General features: G+C 66.4%; 1 protein-coding gene. It reads left to right on the plus strand.

The window, feature by feature from the left end; translation table 11 throughout:
- Positions 1 to 990: elongation factor Tu (gene tuf, locus MTBSS4_RS02935; RefSeq protein ID WP_173981911.1), on the plus strand; the 990-nt coding region annotated here is incomplete at its 5' end.

A 990-nucleotide genomic window follows, 5' to 3' on the forward strand; every position in this document is an offset into this window, starting at 1 on the left:
GTCGAGTACGAGACCGCGAACCGCCACTACGCGCATGTGGACTGCCCCGGCCACGCCGACTACGTGAAGAACATGATCACGGGCGCGGCGCAGATGGACGGCGCGATCCTGGTGGTTTCGGCGGCCGACGGCCCGATGCCGCAGACCCGCGAGCACATCCTGCTGGCGCGCCAGGTCGGCGTTCCGGCGCTGGTGGTGTTCATGAACAAGGTCGACATGGTCGACGATCCCGAGCTGCTGGAGCTGGTCGAGCTGGAAGTGCGCGAGCTGCTGAGCTCGTACCAGTTCCCGGGCGACGACATTCCGATCGTCAAGGGCTCGGCGCTGTGCGCGCTGGAAGACAAGCAGCCGGAGATCGGCCGCGACGCCATCTTGAAGCTGATGGCCGAGGTCGACCGCTACATCCCGCAGCCGGAGCGTCCGAAGGACCGTCCGTTCCTGATGCCGATCGAGGACGTGTTCTCGATCTCGGGTCGCGGCACCGTGGTGACCGGGCGCGTCGAGCGCGGCGTGGTCAAGGTGGGCGAGGAAGTCGAGATCGTCGGCATCAAGACCACCGTGAAGACCACCTGCACCGGCGTCGAGATGTTCCGCAAGCTGCTCGACCAGGGCGAGGCCGGCGACAACATCGGCGCGCTGCTGCGCGGCACCAAGCGGGAAGACGTGGAGCGCGGCCAGGTTCTGGCGGCTCCCGGCTCGATCACCCCGCACACCAACTTCAAGGCCGAAGCCTACATCCTGACCAAGGAAGAGGGCGGCCGCCACACCCCGTTCTTCACCAACTACCGTCCGCAGTTCTATTTCCGCACCACCGACGTGACCGGTGTGGTCAGCCTGCCGGAAGGCACCGAGATGGTGATGCCGGGCGACAACGTGTCCATGGAAGTGCAGCTGATCTGCCCGATCGCCATGGACGAAGGCCTGCGCTTCGCCATCCGCGAGGGCGGCCGCACCGTCGGCGCCGGCGTGGTTGCCAAGATCGTTAAGTAA

Source organism: Magnetospirillum sp. SS-4 (assembly GCF_902729425.1).
GTDB lineage: Bacteria > Pseudomonadota > Alphaproteobacteria > Rhodospirillales > Magnetospirillaceae > Phaeospirillum.